Source organism: Desulfobulbus oligotrophicus (assembly GCF_016446285.1).
GTDB lineage: Bacteria > Desulfobacterota > Desulfobulbia > Desulfobulbales > Desulfobulbaceae > Desulfobulbus > Desulfobulbus oligotrophicus.
This window is the reverse complement of sequence record NZ_CP054140.1, coordinates 2,522,532-2,545,814: the sequence shown is the minus strand read 5'-3', so window position 1 is coordinate 2,545,814 and position 23,283 is coordinate 2,522,532. Positions and strand designations below refer to the sequence as shown.

The window sequence follows — 23,283 nt, the reverse complement described above, 5'->3', positions numbered from 1 at the left end:
CGAACCTCCTTAAACAGTAATTGCATTTTTAATGCAACTTGAGATCATGTTAACTTCCTGCCGGGTAAGTGTTACGTAAAGGGGGAGAGCCAGCACACGTTGAGACAGTGATTCTGAAACTGGACATGGTTTTTGCAAATTTTTATGTAAAAAAGGTAGTGTGTTCAGAGAGGGGTGGAAATATCTTCTTGGGAATATGTTGTGGGCCTGCAAGAGTTTTCGAGCAGCCATCATAGATTCATGGGTGTTGAAAACAACAGGATAATACGCGTAATTATACTCCAGGCCATTAACAACCCCAGGGCGCTGCAGCTTCAAATCTGCCAGGTATCTGTCATACCAGCCAGAGCGTTCACAACGTGCGGCAATGATCTCATCAACCTTTGGTAAAACGGCTAAACCCATAGCGGCGTGCAGTTCGGACATCTTGGCATTGATGCCAAGGTCGAGGTACTCATCCTCGCCCACGTGTCCGAACTTGCTCATAAGAAAAACCCGTTTAGCCACTTTTTCATCACGGCAAACGACGGCTCCGCCCTCAGCTGTATGGAAAAGCTTAGTTGCATGGAAGCTCAAAGTACTACAGTCGCCGTGTCTCAACAATGATTCTTCATTCAAACGCACACCAAAAGCATGGGCAGCGTCATAGATTACTTTAAGGTTATGACGATTTGCTATTTCTTGAATGCGTACAACATCGCAAGGATAACCGTAAACATGAGTAGCCAGGATGGCGGTTGTTTTTTTTGTAATTGCTGCTTCAATCAGATTTGCATCAATGCAAAATGATTGGGGAGCAACATCCACGAACACCGGTGTGCAGCCTTCCCAAAGTATGGCATTGGTTGTGGCCACGTAACTGTATGGCGTGGTAATGATTTCGCCTCGGAGATCCAGGGCCTTGATGGCCAGCTGAATAGCCAGAGTGCCATTGCTTACGAGCTGAATGTGCTCGACGCCAAGAGTTTCAGCCAGTGCTGCTGACAGATGTTTAACAAGAGGGCCGTTGTTGGTAAGAACAGCGGTATGCCAAACATCTTTCAAGTGACTTGCAAAGTCATCAAAGTCGGGAAGGGTAGTTTTAGTGACGGGAATCATTAGGCCTCGTATCCGAAACGTCTAAGGGCTGCTCGCGTTTGACCCGACATATCGTTAAACATTTCAGGGTTTGAGCGTTTCCAGCCGAAAACGTTATCAGCAAATACCGCTTTTTTCTTCTGCTTGTTCCACTTGTTGAACTCGCTGGACATGTGGCTATCCATCTTCATTTTTCGGTAGACCGAATAATCGATTAATTTTTCAGGTAACAGCATCCCGTCTTCGAAGGAAAAACCTAAAAAGTTTAACATACGGGAAGTATGGACTTCTGGGGCAAGCACAAATTCCTCATATTTGATTTCTAAATATTGATGTGTTTCCAGAATTTTTTTTGCATCGTCTGCAATTTTTGACACCTCATTTCCCCAACGTTCAAGGTTATCTGCTGAAGAGTCGTGCCACCAGGGTGTGCGTGCAAAAGAAAGAGCAACATCCCGCCCATCGCGAATTATATGAATGAATTTGGCTTCAGGAAAAAGCTTGTTCATGAGATCAAGCCGCTGTCCATACCATGGTGTCTGTTCCAGAAAAAAATTCTTTCCTTTGCTCTTGGCAGTGGCAGAGTACAGATCTGACAGCAGCAGGCTAAGATCTTTTTCCGGATATTCTCGAGCGTTGAAAAACTCCTGATAGTCGAAGAATTTTTCAAACTGATGCGGACACAAATTACCCACAACCTTTATAAACTCAGGTGCCTGCCATGTCTGCGTTTCTGCTGTTGCAAAGTACTCATAAAGTCGTGGACCATTGCCACTGTAGCCGAATATAAGCTGTAATTCGTGAGGCACACAAATTCGTGAATGCGCATTCAGGATTTGAGCGAGCATGGTAGTACCGCAACGCCCGGTACCAATCACGAATGCCAATCGTGCATGCTTGTCCAAAGATAACTTGTCAGGTATTGGCCAATGGCTTTTCATAAAAGACTCCTTTTGATGCAAGCACATCAAATAATAATCTTTCTTTATATGTTATATAGTCAACGGTTTCTGATGTCCAATAACTACTTCGGTTTGATGACTTTTTCGGGGTTACATTAATATCAGGTTCATTGATTATAGGATCGCATTCATCCTCAGAAAAGCCAACACCTAAGAGAAACAACTTCAAATCATTTCGTAAAAACTCCTGTCGCAAGAAAATTATTGACCCCATATCGCTAGTGTCCTGTTTGGTTAGTGTCGTCTTTTAATTTTGAGACCTTTTCAAGTATCACCGCTGCAGTCTTTGTCCATGTGAATGGCTTGGCCGATCTGTTATTGTGCTGCTTGATGAAGCGGTGGATTTCATCTCTGAGATCTTTGACACTTGTAAACACCCCTCGGTGGATGGCTCTGCGCTCCAGTTGGCCGAACCAGCTTTCAACCGCATTCAGCCATGATGCACTGGTTGGTGTGAAATGGAACGTAAACCGAGGGTGGGCCTTGAGCCATTGCATCACATCTGCCGTTTTATGGGTACTGCTGTTGTCCAGTATGACATGGAGGGCAACCTCGGCTGGAACGGCCCTATTCAACTGCCGCAAGAAGTCGAGAAACTCCTTGGCTCGATGCCTTTTGGTTGTTCGGCCAAGCACTTGTCCGGTTAAAATGTCGAAGGCAGCGTATAAATTGGTGGTGCCATTTCGTTTGTAATCATGCGTGCGACGCTCAATCTGGCCGGGCCGCATGGGCAACATTGGCTGGGTACGATCCAACGCTTGAATCTGCGTTTTCTCATCAACGGAAAACACAGCCGCATTTTCAGGTGGATTCATGTACAGGCCAACAATATCGATTACTTTCTCAGCAAAATTCGGATCATTGCTGATTTTGAAATTTTTAAGCCGATGCGGTTTTAAATCGGCTGCATTCCATATCTGTCGCACCTGCCACGTGGTGACCTTGGCGGCTTTGGCCATAAGGCGAACACTCCAATGGGTTGCCTCATGAGGAATGCACTCAACTGTCATCCGCAAAACTTCTTTGACCGTTGCATCGGTCAGTTTTTTTGGCTGGCCGCTACGAGGACGATCGACAAGCCCGTGGATGCCATACTCTTTAAATCGTTTCCTCCATCGATAGATTGTGCGAAAAGTTGTCCCTAATTCGACAATCAAATCCTCGGCAGTTTTACCTGATGCCGTTAAGAGGATAATCTTGGCCCGAGATGCCAGATCTTGGGCTGTTTTCGGTGAGCGCAACAACGCCTCAAGGTCTTGGCGTTGTTCGTCTGTTATCGTAAATTTCTCGTGTTTGCGTGCCATACGGCACTATAACACAAGAAATATTAAAAGACTCTATTAACCGCACGGGACACTAGCAGCACTTTTTGATTTAATGTAATTTTCATCAATTGAGTCTAATACAACATTCGGATTTTTAAAAAACATCTGGATAAATTGTGCAGTTTGATTTCCTATGTTGGCTTTAGGCGAGATCCCATTAAAACGCCCATAGATCATTTCATAATCTGTAAAGCGCACATATTCTTCAAAACTCAGGTCAGGGAATTTTTTAAAAGTTTTAGAGATAATTTCTTTGGGTACAGCAGTCCACTCAGCCCAATGTCTGAACTCGTAAGTCGAAACCACCCTGTCATAAGGATTGCGAATTATTGAAACCACAGGTAAATGGCTATATTCAAAAGGTATTTGAGAATAGGTGCCGTGCTGATCGGCAGGGCGAGATTGTCCTTTGATTTTTATATTCGGCAACTGCAAATCAATACAAAACTCGCTATGATCCCATACCCTTCTTTTTTCGACTACTTGTTTTATTACGGAACGGGAAAATGTTGATCCCGTTTTTGGATTATTTAACATTAAAAAATTTTTTGTTATTAACATAGTAGTTAATTTTTAAGGTCTGTTATCAGGGAAGTGACCTATTCTCAGGTTGACTGGGATGAATACCTTTGACCAGATTTTCGCTACATCCCAGCGATCAACATTAAAGATCACAGCATCACTTACAACATCTAAGTAGTCTACGCTAACACCTCGTTTTATGGGGGTTGAGATAAGGGCGCAGAGGCTATAAATGCCGTCTTGTATCGGAAGACACAGGCTGTATTCGATACGATAGCGACTCCCTGACTTAACAATCAGGAAGTCACGCTCAGCTAACAGAAAGTTGCCAGCAACCAGGTTGATTTTTTTATCATCAAGTATGTTGAAGTTAACAGATATTTCCTTTTCACATTCTGACTCGACATAGATAACAATTCTGACTTCCTGGTTGAAGCTGACGAGTTGCAGTGGGTTACCCTCAAGGTCCAGAAGTTCAACGTAAGTGATATGGACACCACCCGAGCCGTATCGCATTGCTGCGGCACGACGGTCAAACTCTTCTGATCGTTTGAAAGAATGCTCGGCCATTCTGGTATCGATCAGATTATCTGTCCCAGGTTGGTCCTTCTCATTCACCACCGATGAAGAAGGTTCATGGGCTTGATCTTGAGAAAATCCGCTGGATACCCGTACAAACTTGCGAACCTCCTGACTTATCTCTTCCCGCATGGTGCGTACATATCGTTCTGCTACTTCTGGTGCAGGTCCGGTGCTGACGACTTTGCCGTGTTCCAGATATACCGCTTGTTTGCATAAGCTTTTGACCGCGCCCACATCATGGCTGACGAACAGGACCGTTCCTCCATTTTCCTGAAAACGAGTAAGCGCGGTCATGCACTTGGCCTGGAAATTCATGTCGCCAACGGCAAGTGCCTCATCCACAACCATGATGTCTGGAGAGGAAATGACATTAACCGCAAAGGCTAAGCGCACGAACATGCCGCTTGAGTAGCTTTTTGCCGGCTGCTCGATGAAATCGCCAATGTCGGCAAAAGCGGCAATATCATCGAATCGTCTGTCGATTTCGTCCTTCTTTAGACCGAGCAGGGCGCAGCTCATGTAGACGTTCTCACGGCCACTGAACTCCGGGTTAAATCCGGAACCAAGCTCTAACAACGCTGCAATGCGTCCATGGGTCTGAACAAGACCGCTGGTGGGATATAAGGTGCCGCAGATCAGTTGTAACAAGGTGGACTTACCACTGCCGTTGCGGCCGATGATGCCGACTGTTTCACCTTTTTTAACCTCGAACGAGATATCCTTCAGTGCCCAGAACTCTCGGTAGTATTGTTGAGGTTGTTTTCCTACTACGTGTTGGATTCGGGGAAGGATGAATTGTTTGAGCCGGTCACGCGGAGTATTGTAAATCTGGTAACATTTACTAAGGTTTTCAACCTTAATGGCGATTTCAGAGGACATCGGCAAACCCCTTTCGTGTTTTCTGAAACCAGGCAAAACCTAGCCAAGCCACTAGACTGCTGGTCAACCAGCATAAAGTTAATGGCCACAATTCCGGGAAATTACCCCAAAAAAGAACATCTCGAGTCATTTTTATAAACCAGACAAGAGGGTTCAAATATAAAACCAAACGGTAGTTTTCCGGCAGGGCACTGACTGGGAAAAAAATTGCGCTCATGAATAAAAGCACGGTGGTAAGTACGCCAACCAACTGCGAAACATCCCGCAAAAAAACACCAAGTGATGCTAAAGTCCAACTTAGTCCCAGAATGAACAGGGTGTAGGGAAAGATCACAACCGGCAACAGCAGTACAGTGACATGGGGCACGCCATAGAGCAGAACATAGGCCACCAACCACACCAGCAGGCTGATTAGAGTATGGAAAAGGGCCGCCAGTAAACTGATAAAAGGTAAAGTTTCTAGAGGGAAAACCACTTTTTTAACATAGTTGACATTGCTGAGAATCAGGCCTGGTGCCCGGTTTATACAGTCACTGAACAGGTGGAACACGATCAGGCCGGCAAATAACACCAGGGCAAATTCGGTTCTGGATTCGCTTTCTGCTCCCCAGCGAGCTTGAAATACAACACTGAACACAAAGGTGTAGACTGCCAACATAAATAAGGGGATGAAAAATGACCAGAGCAGCCCCAGGACAGATCCACGGTAGCGACCGAGCACTTCTCGTTTGGTCGAGGCTATGATCAGTTCTCGATACTGCCAGAGACTGGTTATCAGCGCCTTGGGGCTTGTTGAAAAATCATACATCAGCGTGATACCTCGAAAAAGATAAGCATATGTTTTTGCCACATCTGGTTGTTGATACGGGACTGCTATTTTGGAATAAAATGTTGATTAACGTGTGAAGCATTACCGTGTCATATTTTTTTAAAAATTGTGGCTGCGATTAATCCCAGATTATCGCTCAGGGTTTGTCGATAAATACCACTTTTTTTGAGATGTATGAGACGTTGAAAAAGGGGCATGGTGCGCGCCTTTGTAAATTGCTCCAGGATCTCTAGGTTTTTCGGGGTTATTCTATGACGTAATCTCTGTAAGCATTTGATGTTACGATCACTCCAGTCTTGAAAACTGCCTTGCCAGTAAGAACGAAGACGATTGTAACGGGCTGCCAAGGTGGCGTTCATACCGATCAGGTTACTGTCATGCTGGCGGTAACGTAAGGTTGGCGTGGGGTCGTAAAAGACATGGCCACCGCACCCAGTGACCACCATATACACCCACCAGTCATGAATAACGACAGGGATTTTTTCTCCTGCCTCATAAAGAAGGCTGCGGGCTGCATTGTTGAAGACCATGGTGTTGCCACTGGCAATGTTTTGCGTAAGGGCATTGGCAAAGCTCGGAGGTTTTGAAAAAAGTGGCGAAAAACCGATTTCATTATTGCGGGCATCAACCAATCGGGTTCGCGAACAGTACAGGGCGGGTATGTCTGCCGGAATGGTCTTCAGCCACTGTACTGCACCTTCAAGCTTATCTGGTTCCCAGATATCGTCCTGATCGGCATAGGCATAGTAATCAGCTTTGATTTTAACATTACAGGTTAGTGACAAAAAGTTTGCAACAAATCCTTGATTTGGCCCACAACAGATGGTGAGGCTTCCGGGTAACCACTTCTGTTGGTAGGCTTGAAGAATTGCAGCAGTGTTATCCTGAGAGTTATCATCAGATGCCCACACTCGCCAATTGTTGTAGGTTTGCCCAGTAAAAGAATCCAGTTGTTCAGCCAGATAGGCCTGTCCCTGGTACGTACAGAGTAAAATAGCAACCTGGGACGATAATTCATCCTTAACCATTGAAGTGTCTGCTGTTGATGCATCAAATCTTGTCATAACAATCTCCTGACAACAAACAGGGCGTTTCGACAAGGTCGATTCGGATGTGCAATGCTGTGCAGAACAAGAGAAAGTTAACTGATTGAGATTACATGTTTAAGCGTGGAGGGTGCTGCTGGGATCAGGCTGTCTGCCTGTTAAAAATCATGCATAATAAAGTTTCTTCTTAAAAAATTGCCCAGACCATACCCCATACTTTCTCAGGCAACAAGAGGTAAAACAGGCGGTTGCGTGGCTTTTTCATCTGGGTGAGGCCGCGTACGTGTGTACAGAGCAGAGAGATGCTGATGCCTGCACGACCCTGATCTGTTGAACACCCATTGGCCGGGTGTTTCGTCAAACAGCCCGTACTGCGTATGGTCAACCACCGGGGACAAAAGGATTGTAGCCGTTCGCCACCATGAATATCCAAGCCGTGGCGCAGGTGGAGGGAATCGGGTTGGCATACCAGCCAAACGGAATGAGATAGCGGCGGCTTGCATAGAGGTAGGGTCTGGTCGAAAGAGGGAAGAGTGCACTGTAGCGATCTGGTGTTCCCGGAAAATTTGCAGCCGCATAGCTGTCAAGACGAAGCCTGTTCAGTGCTGTGAGCATGGACTGTTCATCCTGCTGCAGGGACATAACCATTTCTGCAGATTGCTGATGATCCGGTGACAGTGCAGGTACAGCCCGATAGTGAGCAAGCATTGCCCGAACCATGGTTATTGCACCGGCAGTCCATTCCGTTGACAGAACACCTTGCCGGTACCTGCCGGAGGAGTCGATCCCATTGCCGTCCTGGTCGGAAAAACCAACTCCCCACAAGGTTGAACCCTGGCCGTAGCCACCCCAGTTTTTCACATTTTGCCAGTTGCGAAAGGCCGCACCAAACCCGAACCAGTCATCAATCGTTGCCGGACCAAGTGCGGCAATGCCCCACGTGTTGACATCAACAGCTTTTGGAGAGCGATTCGGCTGCCAAACAGCTGTTCCGTCGGGACGGTTGAGCTGTCCACCCTGCACAAAGATGCCGTCTTGCCAGGCATTATCCCTGAAAAAGGCAAGCAGGCCCCTGGTCTGCCGGTCAGGAGCAAGGTTACCGCCGTTGAGCATGGTCGTGCTGAGGGTCAGGGCCTGTGCAAGCTGTTTTCGACTGTGCTGCGTGAGGCTGGAGTCTTTTTTGAGAGTGGTCTTCAGTGTGGCCTGAAGGATCTTGAGTCCGGCCAGGAGTGATATGTTGTTTTCCACAGAGACTGAAAATGGATCAATCAGCTGGTTGCCCTGATTGGCCACTGTACCTGATGGCGCAGAATAGACACCACCGGCGGGCGACTGCAGCGCTGCAAAGCTGGGCAGGACGGCCAGGGCATTTGTCAGGGCAGGGTCGGACAGCGGCACATAGCCCTGATCAGTGGTGGTGTAATGGATAATGGCGGCCTGCAGCGGACCGATAAGAAAGGCCCAGGCATTTTCACCGGTGATCGGTTTCCAGTCAGTCCAGCTGACCAGGCCCGGCTGATAGGCTGCACTGTTGTCCGGCAGGTCAACTGTAGTAACAAGATGGCCATAGCGGGTGGCAGCCAGGGGATCGGGTGAAAGCCAGGCACGGGGCAGCATGCGGAAGCTGAAAGCCTGCCGGGGTTCGTGAACAGGCTGGTTATTGTACACAAACAGGGTATCGCGGGAAACAGCACGGGTCTCATCCGGAACAGGGTGCAGGCTGTTGCCGCTGTGGCCGGCGGTTAACAGCAGATTCTGGTTGCTGACCAGGCTGTAGGCATGTTCACCGGTCGGTACGGAGAAGTGGTTGCGGGTGTGACCAAGCATCACCGCAATCTGCCAGGTGGCCCCATCGTAAATATTGATGCCGTTATGGGTGTTGACGCGTTCGGTCTGCAGGTCACCGGCCGGTGTATCCTGCGGCAGCAGGGTGGCGGTATTGGGATCGTAGCGGTCGATGACAGTGCAGTCTGTCCGGCTGCATACATGTTCTCCCCAGTAGGCGGGACTGTCGTGATAGCTGAGAGGCAGCTGTTTTCCCTGCAGTGTTCCGGCGGTGGCGGTGTACAGAATGCCGTCCTGACCGCGATCGCTGACCAGGAAACGATAGCCGGCATCAAGGTGCGGGAAACCGGCACCGGCAACTGCAGGAGCAGAGCCGAACAGGGCGGTTGCCAGGAGAAAAGAGCAGGAGCAGAGCAGTCGAGGCATGAGTGTCTCCCAAAGGGTGTGGGGTGGCAGACTGTTATGTGGTTGTACCAGCTGTACGGCAGATTGTCAGTCCCAGCTGCAGGGCCTCTTCCATGGTATCGGTCCGTTCAGTAACAGCTCCTTTCAGGTCAATACCCTGAACCACCAGCTCACCGCCAAAGGTATATTCCATGGCATCAAAGGCATAGCGGATGGTCAGGCGGGTACCGTCAAAGATCTTGCCGCCGGCCGTGGCAGCCACACTTACCAGATAGCCGAGACGATTGTCACGATCGGGTTTAACCACGCCCAACAGATATTTGCGACACCACAGAGCCTGGCAGCGATCGATAAAGGCCTTGGTCTGGGCCGTGACACCGTAAAAGTAGATTGGTGAACCGATGACGATCCGGTTGGCCTGATCAATCTTATCGTACAGCAGGGTCATGTCGTCCTGGATAATGCACCAGCCTTCAGTCTCACAGTGGCCGCAGCCGGTACAGGGATGAATGTCAAGGGCGGCCAGGTCGATACGTTCGGCCTGGTAGCCTGCCTGCTGTATGCCAGCCTCAATCCGGCTGAGCAGGATGTCTGTGTTGCCGTGTTTGCGGGGACTGCCATTGCAAAGGAGGATGTTCATGGTTGTGCTCCTGCATGATTGGAAGTGGCTGGATGGTCAGCCGGGAACCAGGGAACAGAGTACAAAGTATACAGGCTGATGCATTCTGAACAGACAAAGAGAAGCCGGAACAGTTATGATCGTTTGCCGCTCCTGGATGAAAATCTTTCCGCAAGTTGCATGACTTCATCCTGCCTGGGAAAGTACAGGATCATGGCAACGGCGGCCAGGGCTGTCAGCAGGTAGAGATCAACACGGTTGCTGCCCAGGAGATAGAGGATCAAACCGTAGAGGCCAATGGACTGGGTCATGGCCAGGGTTACGATCATAGCCGTGGTGTAGCGTTGAATCGCCGGGTGCTGACGGGATCTGTTGCGGGTGGCCGAGGGTTTGGCAGCAAGAATGGAGCGCCGCACAAACCAGGACGCGACCAGGGTTACACCGGCCAGGGGATACATGAACAGTCGCAGCTCTGCATAGGTTTCAGCTGCAAGATTGACTGTTTCCCGGTCAAGGATAAGCGGCACAGCCAGGACATACATGATTAAAGACATGGCTAGGGCAGACCAGATAATTTTTAAGCTCGACATGCCTTTTTCAAGTTCCTGTCTGGTCATCGTCTTCTTCTCCTCAGTACATGGCTGGTGTTCTTTGCTTTTCGCTGTGGCATAATCAGCTTTTATACAGCAGGCAGAGTTGTGGTCTCAGGCAAGGCTGATCAAGATGCGGCTGCAGGGCTACCGTAATCTGTGTTTTGGTTTTTTATATCACCAGAGCCCCGGCGTCCATCTGTATCAGCGCATCTGTATGTTTTAAAGTTTTAAAGAGCAGGGGCATCTGCGGCCGGGTATGTGCAGGTTGGTCAGGATATGTTTTATTTTTTCCCAAGAATACTGCCGAGAATACCGCGTACAATCTGTCGGCCTACCTGGCTGCCGATGGTGCGCACTGTCTGTTTGGCAAGTGTCTCCACCATTCCCTGACGACGCCCGGTGCCCCATAACAGATCACTGATCACACCTTTTTCCTGGCGGCGATGATCGGATGACGGGGCAGTGTTGGTTTTGTTCTTCTGTTCAGCGCGTTGGCTGAGGATTTCGTAGGCTGACTCGCGATTGATCGGCTGATCGTACTTGCCGCCGATTGGGCTGCGGGCCAGTACAGCGGCCCGTTCGTGTTCGGTTATGGCACCCATACGGCAGCGAGGCGGGCAGATCAGGGTCTTTTCCACCGGTATGGGAACACCTTTTCCCTGGAGGGTTGAAACCAGGGCCTCACCAACAGCAAGCTGGGCAATGGTCTGAGCGACATTGAGTGTGGGGTTGGGCACAAAGGATTCGGCAGCAGCTCTGACCGCTTTCTGATCCCGGGGCGTATAGGCACGCAGGGCATGTTGTATGCGATTGCCCAGCTGCCCAAGAATCTCATTGGGGATGTCATCCGGGTATTGAGAGCAGAAATAGATGCCCACACCTTTGGATCTGATAAGTCGTACCACCTGCTCAACACGTTGGCGGAGCATCGGCGGCGTATCAGTAAACAGCAGGTGGGCCTCATCAAAGACGAGTACCAGCCTGGGCTGATCAGGATCACCCACCTCCGGCAGTTGTTCAAAGAACTCGGAAAGAAGCCAGAGCAGCAGGCCGGCATACAGGCGGGGTTTTAAAATAAGCTTATCAGCGCTCAGAATACTGACAATGCCCCGTCCTGTCAGGTCGGTGCGCATGAGATCGGTCAACTCCAGGGCAGGCTCACCAAACAGCATTGTGCCGCCTTCCCGCTCCAACTTCAGAAGAGCCCGTTGAATGGCTGCAATGGATTGGCCGCTGACCAGCCCGAACCGGGTTGAAATCTCTGCCCGATTTTCAGCGGTAAAGGTGAGCAGGGCCCGCAGGTCGTCAAGGTCAAGGAGAAGAAGCCCTTCATCGTCGGCCAGGCGAAAGACGATCTCAAGAACTCCTGTCTGGGTATCACTGAGTTCGAGGATACGGGCGAGCAGGCCTGGTCCGATTTCACTGACCGTGGTTCGCAGCGGATGACCGTTTCTGCCGAAGATATCCCAAAACAGGACCGGACTTGCCTCATTGGTGTACGACAAAAGACCTGTCTGTTCCGCTCGTTGTGTAAGTTTTTGGTTGGATTCACCGGCCATGGCAAGACCGGCAACATCTCCCTTGATATCAGTAATAAAGACAGGTGTGCCCATGCGGGAAAAACCCTCCACCAGCACCAGCAACGAGACTGTCTTACCGGTACCGGTGGCACCGGCAACCAAACCATGCCGATTGGCAAGTGCACCCCAAAGATGCACAGGCTGTTCTCCCCGGCCAATGAGTATCTGGTTCATAAAGGTCCTCCTGCAGGTGATTAGGCACTGTTTTTTTGCAATACGTACCTGCGTCGCAACAGCTCTTTTTCAAAGCTTCTGCTGAAGAAGAACAGGCAACGGCTGTTGTTTAGTGGTGATCGTGAGAGGTGAGAAGAACAAACAGCCTGATCGCTATCAACGGGTACGCGGTGGATAATACCACCAGGTTGCGGCAACGGCCAGCGTGAAGAGTGAGTAGGCCAGTATAAAGACCCAGTGCGGAGCATCGTAGTAGAGGGTTTTCTGTAACCAGTAACTAACAAAACTCCCGGTGTAGACTGAACTGCCCGACCGGGTGCGAAGCCACATCTCCAGGCTGGTCAGCGGACAGACGGCGCCCAGCCATGCCTGAAGAGCGATGACCCCAATGGCGGCAAGATGGACCAGTCTGAACCATAGACTGTTCACCCATTGCCATGCCCGCCGGTTACCGACGATGATACAGCCCAGGCCGCCAACAACAAAGAGGGCAACACTGACATGCACAAGAAGAACAGCATCGGCGAGCAGCAGATAAAGTGAAGAACCGTTCATAAACCTGAGTACAGTCGGCATCCGCAACGTCTTTTTGCCCGGTTGCCGCAGTTGCGGGGTGCATCATGAAAAAACCCGTCATTTGCAGAGCGAGAATGACGGGTTGTATAAGAGGGAAAGCCTGTAAAAAAAGGCTGCAGTCTGGTTGTATTGCTGCTACTCACCAGTGGATGGAGACAGCTGGGCACGGTTTTTACTGCGTTCGATGGACTGGAGAACGAGATAGTTGGTGCCGAATTTTTTCATGTTGTCCATTTCAATATCAAAGGCGTCGTAGTGGTTCTCTTCAGCCACGACCAGCTCCTCAAACAATTTTTTGGACACACTGTCAGCAGCGGCACCGCACTCGTTGGCCCACTGGTTGTAATGCGCGGCACTGTCCAGTTCCATCTGCCGGGCCATTTTAAGCATCTCGTTCACATCCTGCACCGGCACAACCGGAGCAGAGGCGGCAAGTTCGACATCACCACCGAGGAAGAGAATACGTTCGGCCAGGTCTTCCACATGGATCATCTCGTCAATGGCGGTTCGTTTGAACAGGCCGGCCAGGAGATCGTATCCCTGGTCATCGCAATGAAAATGAAAGTACATGTACTGCTGAAGAGCGGTCATTTCTTCACCAACCGCCTTATTGAGAAGCTTGATACTGCTCTCGTGCATCATTTTGTTCACCTGTAGGTTAGGGTTGATAAGAGTAGAAAGAATTTCTTTTTCTTAGCATTTTTCTGATGTTCCGTCCACAGGAACAGTAAGCGGGCGGTTGGAGCAACTCCGAACCCGCCCGCTGTTGAAGATGTTTGACGCTCAGCAGGTTATCAGACCGGAATCTCACTCATGGGAATATCCAACGCTGCAGCAACTCCTTTGCCGTATTCCGGATCAGCCTTGTAACAGTTGCCGATGTGACGGATCTTGATCTCTTTGGGAGCATTCCAGATATCACGTGCTGTGTTTTCGAACAAAACCTGCTGTTGCTCTTTGCTCATCAGACGGAACAGTTTACCCGGTTGGGTGTAGTAGTCATCGTCGTCTTCACGGGCATTCCAGCGGGCAGCTGCACCGGAGAGCTCCAGTGGCGGTTCAGAGAAGTCAGGTTGTTCCTGCCATTCACCATAACTGTTCGGCTCATAACCAATGGTTGAACCGTGGTTACCGTCTACCCGCATCTGCCCGTCCCTGTGGTAGCTGTGGAAGGGACAGCGTGCCATGTTAACAGGGATAAGGTGGTGGTTGACACCCAGACGGTAACGCTGTGCATCACCGTAGGAGAAGAGTCGACCTTGAAGCATCTTGTCCGGTGAAAAGCTGATTCCCGGAACCACGTTGGCCGGGTTGAATGCAGCCTGCTCAACCTCGGCAAAGTAGTTCTCCGGATTGCGGTTAAGTTCGAGAACGCCCACCTCTATCAGGGGAGCATCGCTGTGGAGCCATACCTTGGTAAGATCAAAGGGATGATACGGCAGTTTAGCCGCCTGTTCCTCGGTCATCACCTGCACATACATGGTCCAGCGTGGAAAATCACCGCGCTCAATGGCATCGTACAGATCTCTTTGATGACTTTCACGATCCTTGCCAATGATTTCTTGCGATTCAGCATCGGTAAGATTCTTGATCCCCTGTTGGCTTTTAAAATGGAATTTACACCAGTAGCGTACGTTATCCGCATTGATAAAGCTGAAGGTGTGGCTGCCGAATCCGTGCATATGGCGATAGGTTGCCGGGATACCACGGTCACTCATGACAATGGTCACCTGATGCAGGGCCTCGGGCAGGGAAGACCAGAAGTCCCAGTTGTTTTTGGCGCTGCGCAGGTTCGTGCGGGGATCGCGTTTCACCGCATGGTTCAGGTCGGGGAACTGGAGCGGGTCGCGGAAAAAGAAGACCGGTGTGTTGTTGCCGACCATATCCCAGTTGCCTTCTTCCGTATAAAATTTAACCGCAAACCCCCGGATATCCCGTTCGGCATCTGCAGCGCCGCGTTCACCGGCAACAGTGGAGAAGCGGGTGAACAGTTCGGTTTTTTTGCCGATTTCCGAGAAAACTTTAGCACGGGTGTACTTGGTGATGTCATGGGTGACGGTGAAGGTACCATAGGCTCCTGACCCTTTTGCGTGCATACGACGTTCCGGGATGACTTCCCGGTCGAAGTGCGCCAGTTTTTCCAGGAACCAGACATCCTGCAACAGCTGTGGTCCACGTGGACCAGCAGTTATGACGTTTTGATTGTCAGGAACCGGGGCACCTGCGTTGGTGGTCAATTTCTTTTTACTGTCTTGCATTGGAACCCTCCATTCGTTGTTGTTTTCCTCGTTTCCGGACACACTTCGTCCGACAGTGTCTATGCCCATCTATTTAACGAATCTGCAAATGCATGTCAATACCAATTAGGAATTTTTATTAACAAAAGGGGCTCTTTGAAAGTACCGGCAAAATCATGTGACAGGGTGAGCTGATTTCTATGTTTATAAAAAAGACAACGTCGAAGCGGTAATGGCTGCAGACAACTGCTTGTGGCTGGTGCGGTTTGGGGACAGTCGTGCAGCGCGATCAGGAGCAGAGGATGGCCCAAGACATTGCCTGCCGAAAAGATACAAAACAACTTTGACACATGCGTGCAGGCGCTGCAACAAAAAAGCCTTCCGGACAATCACTGTTCAGAAGGCTTTTTTGTTTTAAAGTGAGGCTGCACACCTCCCGAACGCGGGAAGGTGGCTGTTGGGCGTGTCAGTCTTCCAGGGGAACAAATATACCGTTTTTAACCGTCAGCATGGCATAGGCATCGATTCCCAGACCACCATGGTCGGTTGCTGAAAAGTTGAAGGTACCGGCAGTGCCGATCAGACCGGTAATGTTTTCAATGGCAGCCCGTACCTTTTCACGATCCTCTCCTCCAGCCTCAATGGCCTTGACCAGGATGGTCAGAGCGTCATACGTATGGCCGCCAAAGGTGGAGACTTTTTCCTTGAACCTGGTTTCATAGGAGTTCTTGTACTTCAGCAGAAATTCTTTCTGTGGTCCATCGGGCAGGAAGTCAGCTATCAGGATACGACTGGCCGGGAAAATAATTCCCTCTGCAGCTGCACCTGCGGCTTCTGCGTACTTGATATTGGCAAAGCCGTGACTCTGGTAGATTGGCACATCCCAGCCGGCCTGACGGACATTCTTGGCAAGGATCGACTGAGCGGGAACGATCGACCAGTTGATCACTGCCTGCACATCCTTAATGGCCTTTAATTTGGCCACAATGGCAGACAGATCAGTGGCGTTTTTGTCGTACACCTCCTCAGCGGCAATGGTGATGCCGAACTCCGGGGCGTGTCTGGTCAACTGTTCTTTACCGGCCTTACCAAACCCATCGTTGGCCGCAAGAACAACAATCTTCCTGATCCCTCTTTCTTGCATGGTTTTGAAGACCTGCTGGGCGGCATAGCTGTCGCTCGGTGCGGTCTTGAACACATGCGGGGTAACCGGATTGACGATGAGATCAGCTGCAGAACAGGAGATCAGAATGGTTTTGCCATTTTCCGCAATTTTCTTGATGGCCAGACTCTCACCGCTGGTGGAAGGTCCGATAATGGCAAAAACCTTTTCCTCTTCAATCAGCTGCCTGGTAAAGGACACGGCTTTTTCCGGGCTGCTGGCCGAATCTTTGACGATCAACTCGATGGTTTTCCCCTGAATGCCACCTTTGGCATTTATTTCATCAACCAGCATGCGCAGGGAGCGAACCTCTGGTCCGCCAAGAAAGGCGGCAGGTCCGGTTTCGGCAAGGATGGCACCGATTTTAACAGCAGCTGCCCGGGCGGTTGCTGTGAACATGGACAGCACAAGGATCGGGAGGCAGATGGTGCACAATGTTACGAATCTGGACTTTTCTTTTTTCATGGGCTCCTCCGTTTGTTTGCAAAAATTGAGTATCGAACCATGCTGTTATGACAAACTGCCTGGAGATAGTCAATAAAGACAACGGCAGTCCGGTCATCAGACGGGTTCGGGATTGACGTGGCCGTCCACTATCCAGGCAATCTGTTCCGGAAACAGTGTCAGGGATGAGCCGACGGATCGGAGTGGTGGAGAAAGGTGTGGATCTCCTGGTAGGAGATGATCTGGATATCGCCTTCCATGTTCAAAGACCGGATTTTAGACGGTATCTGTCCACCCTGGGGGATCGGAACCAGCTGCGCCCGCTTCTGATTGACAAAAACAATAACAGCCGGCGCCCGAACCGTATCTTCAAGGCGGAAGGCTTCCAGCCTGTCGGTCTCCTGGTGTACGATAACGGTGTCGTTTTCAATGGTTATTGCTGATTGGTGTTCTGTAGACATAAGCCCTCTTCGTTTTTAATGAAAAAGTCAACGCTGCTGCATGTAGTACTACATCATGATGTTTTAGAGAACAATGATCTAACAGGCTGTTGAAAAACTCATAAACAACGGGACATGTAAAACAATACCGTGTATTATCCAACCATTTGGAATAACTGACAAACAGGTGGAAATATGCGCGGTCCTGACATTCAGCAACAGAAATTGTTCAGCTATCTCTCCCCCGAATCCCGGGTTCCCCAAACGCATCCCCTGCGCCCTATCCGAATCATGGCTGATAAAGCGCTGAAGGAACTCTCTCCCGTGTTTCGGGAACTCTACTCACGAACAGGACGACCATCGATTCCGCCCGAGCAACTGCTTCGCTCCCTGCTGCTGCAAATCCTTTATTCGATCCGGAGCGAGCGGATGTTGGTGGAACAGCTTGATTACAATCTTCTTTTTCGCTGGTTTGTCGGCCTGTCCATGGATGAAGCAATTTGGGATCACTCCGTCTATTCCAAAAACAGGGAGCGCATTCTGCACAGTGATCTTGCGGTGATGTTCTTGCGATCCATCTGTTCCCAAGCCGAGGCAGCCGGACTCTTGTCTGACGACCATTTCACCGTTGACGGCACACTGATCGAAACGTGGGCATCGCTGAAGAGCTTTCGGCCCAAAGATGAGGAGCCTCCGGTCTCTACCGGCGGCAACCGCAATCCGGCAGTGGATTTCCACGGGAAAAAGCGTCGCAATGACACGCACGCATCGGTCACCGATCCAGAATCCCGGCTGTTCAGAAAAGGAAAAGGCAAGGAGGCCAGGCTCTGCTTCATGGGGCATGTGCTGATGGAAAATCGGAACGGTTTGGTCGTCGATACCCGCCTGACCCAGGCAACCGGGACGGCGGAGCGCGAGGCCGCCCTTTCCATGGCTTCGGATATTCCGGGCACACATCGAGTCACCATCGGCGCGGACAAAGGGTATGACTGCAAGGAGTTCGTCGATGACCTGCGCATCCTGACCGTTACTCCACATGTAGCGCAGAAAGTCAAAGGCTCCGCCATCGATGGCCGGACCACCCGTCATGCAGGTTATGCTGTGAGCCGGAAAAAACGCAAACGGGTGGAAGAGATATTTGGCTGGATGAAGACCGTCGCCTGGTTACGCAAAGCCAGATACAAAGGCGTGGAAAAGATAGACTGGCTGTTCACGCTCTCTGCGGCAGCCTACAACATGGTCCGAATGCGTAATCTGGGGGTAGTTACCTCTGGATAAGAGGGGAAATCCTCATCAGAGCGGCTTGAAGCGCCTCGGAAGATGAAAACCGGCAACACATCATGACAAACAAACGGCCAAGGGCTCACTGTCAAAGAGCTATCGAAGGGCAAATAAACAACCCTTGTCTCGTATTTTCCTGTTTTTCAACAGCCTGCTAAAGTGATTATTCTTAAACGCACCGGGCAAAACGGGTGAACAGCATTGAGGATCCGGCACTGTACATCTCCACCATCGGCCTGTACTATGCCGGACAGCATAGCCGCAGCTGTTTATGGTTGGTGGAGGGTTGTAAAAAGGAAAAAACTTTTGGGAGAGAAAAAACACCTGCGCCCGTTATTCTGAATGACGCTGTTGCAGTGATTGCATGTACTCTTCCCATTCAATGGGGAGTGCGGATTTTTTTTTCGTGTTGCATTCCCGGCAGCAGGGAACCAGATTGTCCCTGGTGCTGCGGCCACCGCGGGCCAGCGGGATAACGTGATCCATGGTCAGGTTGTGATACCCCACCCGGCGGTGACAGTACCAGCAGGTACCGCTGGCGGTTTTCTGCTGCCACCACCGGCTCTTTCGCAGAGCACGCGCCTTGTGCCGTTCGGCACGGATAACAGCCTCGTCAACTGTACCAAGGGAATAAAAATCCGCGCTCATCAGACCGGGTCTCCCAGCAGCTGCTGCCGAACATGGCCAACGAGGTACAGGGAGCCCGCAATACAGAGAAGGTCTCCCGGGGCTGTACGTTCCAGCAGGTGGATCATTGCCTGCTCCACGCTACTGATACAGGTTGTCTTTTGCTGTACTGCTATCGGCAACTCTGCAAACAGGGCCAACGGTTCTGCAGACCGCGGTGATTCCGGTCTGGTCAGCACAACCATCTCTGCCGTATCCAGAAGCTCCAGGTAGGCCGGGCCCAGTACTTTATCGCTCATGTTTCCCCACAGCAGAAAAAGTCGCTGATAGTGCATCTGTTGCACACTCCGGAGCAGTGCCAGGACACCGGCTTCATTGTGCGCACCGTCAAGCAGTATATCAACCGTTTTTTCAGAAAAAACCACTGAAAACCGTTCCAGGCGTCCCGACCAGTGCACCTGCTGCAGACCGGTGTGCCACTGATCCGGGGTCACAGGCAGGTGCCGGTCAAGGAGCTCAAGTGCTGCCAGGGCCAGACTTGTGTTGACAATCTGATGGTCGCCCTGGAGAGGTAAGGGAAGGCGTGGGTGAGTCCGGCCGGTGAGCGCCTGGTAGGTCAATGTCTGCTCACCGGAACGGGCACCGCTGAAATGTTGTCCGTACAGGTACAGGGGGCTGTTCTGCTGCCGGCATCGCGCCATGATCACGGGCAGGGCATCGCGATGTCTGCCGGAAAAGATAACAGGTACTTCGGATTTTATAATGCCGGCCTTTTCATTGGCAATGGCTGTGATGGTGGAGCCGAGATACTGTTCGTGGTCCAGACTGATATCAGTGATGATGGAAAGTAGGGGGGTAACGGCATTGGTGGCGTCGAGACGTCCGCCCATACCGGTCTCCAGGATGACCGCATCAGTCTGCTGGTCGGCAAACCAGAGCAGGGCCAGAAGGGTGGCACATTCAAAGTAGGTGGGCTGCATTCCTTCGGGAAGACCTGTGGCCAGCGTTGTTATCAGGTCGGCACAACGCTCCTGCGTGATAAAGGTGGTGTTGAGCCGGAACCGTTCACGAAAATCACTGAGATGTGGTGAGGAATAAAACCCGGTACGATAGCCGGCGGCTGACAGGATGGCCAGAAGCGTTGCGCCGACCGATCCTTTGCCGTTGGTCCCGGCAATATGAATGATGCGCAGCTGCTTGTGCGGATTGCCGAATTGAGCCAACAGGGTCCGGGTTGTTGCCAGACCCAGTTTGATGGTGAACTGTTGGCGCTCATCCATCCATTGGAGTGCTTCTTGATAGTTCATCGGCAAAACAGATGACGGGCAGGCTCGTCAGTCAAGGATTTCAAGTTTGGCGTAGTCAAGATGAAGAATTTTACTGCCGTGGCGATCAAAGAGGATTTCAATGCGACGGGGGCCTGGAATCGAGACCACCCGGCCATGGCCGAAGAAGGCATGGGTGACCCGCATCCCCTCCTGGTAGGTTATTCTGGCTGATTGAACGTTCGGATGCCGAAGCTGCGACGTTGTTTGCTGGTACTGACCGGTCTGCAGCGGTGTACGTGCACTGACCTGATCGATATTTGTGTACAGTCCGGGGCTGACTTCCCGCAGAAAGGGGGTGAGCGATGCGCGCAGCAGCTGGCGGTCTGATCCGAGCATCTCCTTGGGATAGGTGAGAAAAAGCTCTTTTTTAGCACGGGTTGTCGCAACGTACAGCAGGCGTCGTTCTTCCTCCCACTGCTCGCCGGGCGTGGCATGCTGGTGGGGAAAACGTCCTTCGGCCAACCCCATGACAAAGACCGTATCCCATTCCAGTCCTTTGGCTGAATGGATGGTGGACAGGGTCAATCTCTGTTCCGAGCGGATTCCTTCTGCATCTGCTCCAACTTCAGGGGGATCAAGCGCGGTGTCATCGATAAAGGACTGCAGATCACCATAACCGCTGATCAGAGCCTTGATCTGCTCAAGTTCCCGGCGGCGTTTGGGATAGTCGTCATAGTAGATCTTTTCAAAGATCGGCGAATAGTACTCCATGACCAGATCGTACTGATCCGATGGGGTTAAATCCGGCTGGTGCAGGCGGCCGAGCATGTCCACCAGTTTCTCGAACTGCAGGCGCCAGGTTGGTGCGGGCCGATAGGCGGTCAGGGCTGTCAAGGGATTGTCCGCCTGCCGGACACTGTTGAGAATCTTTTGTACGGTCTTGGGGCCGACCTTTTCCAGCTGGAGAAGTATACGGTTCCAGCTGAGGTTGTCCCAGGGGTTGATGATGACCCGTAAAAAGGAAAGCACATCCTTAATGTGGGCGGATTCCGTCAGTCGGAGACCACCACGTTTTTCAAAGTCAAAACCATGGGCCGCCAGTTCGATTTCCAGCTTGAACGAATGAAATCCGGAACGGAACAGGACGGCGATGTCGGTCAGGGGGGTGCCATTCTGGTGGTGTTTCTGAATCTCCTGGACAATAAAGCGGGCTTCTGCGGCCTCATTGGGTGCTGCAGCCAGCTGCGGTCGCACTCCTCCGACCTTTTCGGTGAACAGGGTTTTGGTGAATTTTTTTTCTGCATTGGCAATGATGGCATTGGTCAGCTGCAGGATCGGTTCGGTGGAGCGATAGTTTTCTTCGAGTTTCACGATTCTGGTGCCGGGAAACTGCTCAGGAAAGCGCATGATATTGGCAAAATCCGCTCCACGGAAGCTGTAGATAGACTGGGCATCATCGCCGACCACCATGACGTTCTGATGACAGTAGGCGAGCAGGCGAACAATTTCGGCCTGCAGCAGGTTTGTATCCTGATACTCGTCAACCAGAATGTGCTGAAACCGGCTGGACAGTTCCACCCTGGCGTTTTCCGATTCAACCAGCAGCTGTTTCCAGTACACCAGCAGATCATCGTAGTCCAATAGGCCGTGATCACGTTTGAACTGGCGGTAGTGATCGGCAATCGTGTAAAAATCGTTCAGAAATTCGGTGAGGTGGAGATGGTCTTCATAGACCAGCTGTTCAATACTGGAGGACTTGTTGACAGCCCCGGAGATCAGATTCATCACCACCCGTTTGGATGGAAACCGTTTACCGGCACCGCCCATGCCCAATGAAGACTTGAGCAGGTTGATGATGCCTTCCGCATCGCCACGGTCAATAATGGTGAAGTTCGGGCCGAGGTTCAGGAGATGACCGTATCGGCGCAGCAGAATATTGGCAGTGGCGTGGAAGGTTCCCCCCATGACCCGCCGGCATGATCCTGCCGTGAGTTCTCCGGCCCGCTGCAGCATCTCCTGGGCGGCCCGCCGGGTGAACGTTAAGAGCAGAACAGATTCCGGTTCCACACCTCTTTCAATGAGGTGGGCCATCCGGTACACCAGGGTTCGGGTTTTGCCGGAACCGGCGCCGGCTATCACCAGTATAGGACCGTCACCGTGGCTCACCGCGATCTGTTGAGCAAGGTTGAGTGGTGCCGGTTCTGTGATGGATTCTGCCGACTGGTTCTCTGGAAAAGAAGATTGAACGCGCATGTCCTGGTTTCTACCACAGCCTCAACAGTGCTGCAATGCTGTTGACAGGTGCGCTGCCTCCTGAGTAAAGTCGGCATGATCCGGAAGGCACCGGCAGGTGCTTCGCACCGGATCCATTGTTGTCGTTGTTGCCTGTCTCTTCAAAAAAAGACGGGCGGATACTGTTGAACAAGAAGAGCATTGTATAGGGATGATGATGCAGCCTGAGCAGATTTTTACTGAGAAAGTACTGGCAGACCTGTTTCCACCGGAACGCTCCAATGAGTTTTTTGACGCCCTTTTCGGTGATGCTGATGAAGGGGCGTATGATATTGCCCTGCGTTTTGCAGCCTATGACCGCGCCACACAGACACTGCAGTTTAATCTGGATTTGCATGAACGTCCCGGTCGTTGCCTGGTCTGTAATCTGACCGCCGGTCTGCCCCAGGTGTTCAGTCGGCATCCGATTATCAATCTGAACGGGTTGGTCACGGACATTGGACGGCTGCTCGGCGACAAGGTGGTCTGTGATCAGTGGCAGCTTGGCCGCACGGTGCAGGAAGAACAGTCCCTGCATCGTATCCCGCTGTCCATCCGCCTTAAAAACGCCTGATCAGCACTCGGTACACAGGAACAGA

Annotated in this window: 22 protein-coding genes; 2 read left to right on the top strand and 20 right to left on the bottom strand. The window is 51.1% G+C overall.

Features of this window, described 5'->3' with window-relative positions; genetic code table 11:
* Positions 1-9 precede the first annotated feature (9 nt).
* The 17 genes from HP555_RS11710 to HP555_RS11630 all read right to left on the bottom strand — a co-directional run bounded on the left by HP555_RS11710 (position 10) and on the right by HP555_RS11630 (position 17,258).
* The gene (locus tag HP555_RS11710; RefSeq protein ID WP_199262705.1) at positions 10-1,098 is read right to left on the bottom strand and encodes a DegT/DnrJ/EryC1/StrS family aminotransferase; all 1,089 of its coding nucleotides are present in this window, start codon (positions 1,096-1,098) and stop codon (positions 10-12) included.
* On the bottom strand, positions 1,098-2,018 hold the full coding sequence (locus HP555_RS11705) for a sulfotransferase family protein (RefSeq protein ID WP_199262703.1): 921 nt from the start codon (positions 2,016-2,018) through the stop codon (positions 1,098-1,100). The genes HP555_RS11710 and HP555_RS11705 overlap by 1 nt, the downstream gene beginning before the upstream one ends.
* Entirely contained in the window at positions 1,993-2,253 is a 261-nt protein-coding gene (locus HP555_RS11700) for a hypothetical protein (RefSeq protein ID WP_199262701.1), read from the bottom strand. The genes HP555_RS11705 and HP555_RS11700 overlap by 26 nt, the downstream gene beginning before the upstream one ends.
* A gap of 4 nt (positions 2,254-2,257) precedes the next feature.
* Positions 2,258-3,343: an IS630 family transposase gene (locus HP555_RS11695; protein WP_199262597.1), complete on the bottom strand. Its 1,086-nt coding sequence runs from the start codon at positions 3,341-3,343 to the stop codon at positions 2,258-2,260.
* 36 nt (positions 3,344-3,379) lie between these two features.
* Entirely contained in the window at positions 3,380-3,925 is a 546-nt protein-coding gene (locus HP555_RS11690) for a hypothetical protein (protein ID WP_199262699.1), read from the bottom strand.
* Between the two features lie 12 nt (positions 3,926-3,937).
* Entirely contained in the window at positions 3,938-5,347 is a 1,410-nt protein-coding gene (locus HP555_RS11685; RefSeq protein WP_199262697.1) for an ABC transporter ATP-binding protein, read from the bottom strand.
* The gene (locus tag HP555_RS11680; protein WP_199262695.1) at positions 5,337-6,155 is read right to left on the bottom strand and encodes an ABC transporter permease; all 819 of its coding nucleotides are present in this window, start codon (positions 6,153-6,155) and stop codon (positions 5,337-5,339) included. The genes HP555_RS11685 and HP555_RS11680 overlap by 11 nt, the downstream gene beginning before the upstream one ends.
* 110 nt (positions 6,156-6,265) lie before the next feature.
* Entirely contained in the window at positions 6,266-7,240 is a 975-nt protein-coding gene (locus tag HP555_RS11675) for a glycosyltransferase family 2 protein (RefSeq protein WP_199262693.1), read from the bottom strand.
* 363 nt (positions 7,241-7,603) lie between these two features.
* Positions 7,604-9,433 (bottom strand): hypothetical protein, encoded by a 1,830-nt coding sequence (locus tag HP555_RS11670; protein ID WP_199262691.1) that lies wholly within the window; start codon positions 9,431-9,433, stop codon positions 7,604-7,606.
* Between the two features lie 34 nt (positions 9,434-9,467).
* Positions 9,468-10,052, bottom strand: coding sequence for a flavodoxin family protein (locus HP555_RS11665; RefSeq protein ID WP_199262689.1), 585 nt, complete (start codon positions 10,050-10,052; stop codon positions 9,468-9,470).
* A 113-nt stretch (positions 10,053-10,165) separates the two neighbouring features.
* Positions 10,166-10,648 (bottom strand): hypothetical protein, encoded by a 483-nt coding sequence (locus HP555_RS11660; protein ID WP_199262688.1) that lies wholly within the window; start codon positions 10,646-10,648, stop codon positions 10,166-10,168.
* Between the two features lie 257 nt (positions 10,649-10,905).
* Positions 10,906-12,378 (bottom strand): helicase HerA-like domain-containing protein, encoded by a 1,473-nt coding sequence (locus HP555_RS11655; protein ID WP_199262686.1) that lies wholly within the window; start codon positions 12,376-12,378, stop codon positions 10,906-10,908.
* 156 nt (positions 12,379-12,534) lie between these two features.
* Positions 12,535-12,954 carry a DUF2784 domain-containing protein gene (locus HP555_RS11650; protein ID WP_233249168.1) on the bottom strand — a complete coding sequence of 140 codons (420 nt, stop codon included), beginning with the start codon at positions 12,952-12,954 and terminating at the stop codon, positions 12,535-12,537.
* Between the two features lie 135 nt (positions 12,955-13,089).
* On the bottom strand, positions 13,090-13,593 hold the full coding sequence (locus tag HP555_RS11645; RefSeq protein WP_199264557.1) for a bacterioferritin: 504 nt from the start codon (positions 13,591-13,593) through the stop codon (positions 13,090-13,092).
* Between the two features lie 155 nt (positions 13,594-13,748).
* Positions 13,749-15,212, bottom strand: coding sequence for a catalase (locus HP555_RS11640; protein ID WP_199262684.1), 1,464 nt, complete (start codon positions 15,210-15,212; stop codon positions 13,749-13,751).
* Between the two features lie 445 nt (positions 15,213-15,657).
* A complete protein-coding gene (locus tag HP555_RS11635; RefSeq protein ID WP_199262682.1) occupies positions 15,658-16,818 on the bottom strand; it encodes an ABC transporter substrate-binding protein in 1,161 nt (386 codons plus the stop codon).
* 158 nt (positions 16,819-16,976) lie between these two features.
* Positions 16,977-17,258 carry a hypothetical protein gene (locus tag HP555_RS11630; RefSeq protein WP_199262680.1) on the bottom strand — a complete coding sequence of 94 codons (282 nt, stop codon included), beginning with the start codon at positions 17,256-17,258 and terminating at the stop codon, positions 16,977-16,979.
* A 174-nt stretch (positions 17,259-17,432) separates the two neighbouring features.
* Between HP555_RS11630 and HP555_RS11625 the strand changes: the two genes are divergently transcribed.
* Positions 17,433-18,515: an IS5 family transposase gene (locus HP555_RS11625; RefSeq protein ID WP_199262595.1), complete on the top strand. Its 1,083-nt coding sequence runs from the start codon at positions 17,433-17,435 to the stop codon at positions 18,513-18,515.
* 336 nt (positions 18,516-18,851) lie between these two features.
* Here HP555_RS11625 and HP555_RS11620 read toward each other — a convergent pair whose 3' ends face one another.
* From HP555_RS11620 to HP555_RS11610, 3 genes are read right to left on the bottom strand one after another with little or no spacing between them, the layout of a single operon-like run.
* Positions 18,852-19,166 carry an HNH endonuclease gene (locus HP555_RS11620; RefSeq protein ID WP_199262678.1) on the bottom strand — a complete coding sequence of 105 codons (315 nt, stop codon included), beginning with the start codon at positions 19,164-19,166 and terminating at the stop codon, positions 18,852-18,854.
* Positions 19,166-20,452, bottom strand: coding sequence for a bifunctional folylpolyglutamate synthase/dihydrofolate synthase (locus HP555_RS11615; protein ID WP_199262676.1), 1,287 nt, complete (start codon positions 20,450-20,452; stop codon positions 19,166-19,168). Before HP555_RS11615 ends, HP555_RS11620 begins: the two co-directional genes overlap by 1 nt.
* 27 nt (positions 20,453-20,479) lie before the next feature.
* Positions 20,480-22,666, bottom strand: coding sequence for an ATP-dependent helicase (locus tag HP555_RS11610; protein ID WP_199262674.1), 2,187 nt, complete (start codon positions 22,664-22,666; stop codon positions 20,480-20,482).
* A gap of 97 nt (positions 22,667-22,763) precedes the next feature.
* Between HP555_RS11610 and HP555_RS11605 the strand changes: the two genes are divergently transcribed.
* Positions 22,764-23,258 carry a pancreas/duodenum homeobox protein 1 gene (locus tag HP555_RS11605; protein ID WP_233249166.1) on the top strand — a complete coding sequence of 165 codons (495 nt, stop codon included), beginning with the start codon at positions 22,764-22,766 and terminating at the stop codon, positions 23,256-23,258.
* Positions 23,259-23,283 lie beyond the last annotated feature (25 nt).